We start from the raw sequence: 503 nt of genomic DNA on the forward strand, positions 1-503 counted from the left end.
GCTGAGGTGTCGATCGAAAACTGGGAGTATTCCTACCGTGACCCAGTTGTATCTCATGGTTTTTTTTCAGATTTAGTGCGGCAGTCAATGGCAGTGGATTTGAGCGATTTGATCGCACCCGCTCCAAAGCGCAAGCGTCGTAGCGTACCCAGCTTTAAGGTGGAATCTTCTATCGTCGCTCCAGTCGATAAATCTGCCGTGCTGGAAATGGTGCAACAATTGGAACATAACTCTGAAATTGCCGTCTCCTCACTGCAGTCGGATGAAGAAAAGAAACAAAAAGCGCTTGAGGTTGCCCATGACGAAGACGTTTCGACTTGGATAGGCGCGATCGCCGATTGTTTTACGAGTACGTCAACTAGGTGCTTACCATTGGTCGAGCTGGTAGAACAAATACATTCTTCAACCACTCTAGAGTCAGATCGGAAAATGCTATTAGTCACAACTTGGCTAGCTGTTCTGTCGGGAGATTTTGAGTTAGAACAACGGGAAGATTTTTACAG

At 46.5% G+C, this 503-nt stretch carries 1 protein-coding gene; it reads left to right on the forward strand.

Annotated elements, in window-relative coordinates; translation table 11 throughout:
* Positions 1 to 503 (forward strand): hypothetical protein (locus DSM107010_RS39210; protein WP_158631983.1); only part of this gene is annotated, 503 nt, incomplete at both ends.

The organism is Chroococcidiopsis cubana SAG 39.79 (assembly GCF_003991895.1).
GTDB lineage: Bacteria > Cyanobacteriota > Cyanobacteriia > Cyanobacteriales > Chroococcidiopsidaceae > Chroococcidiopsis > Chroococcidiopsis thermalis.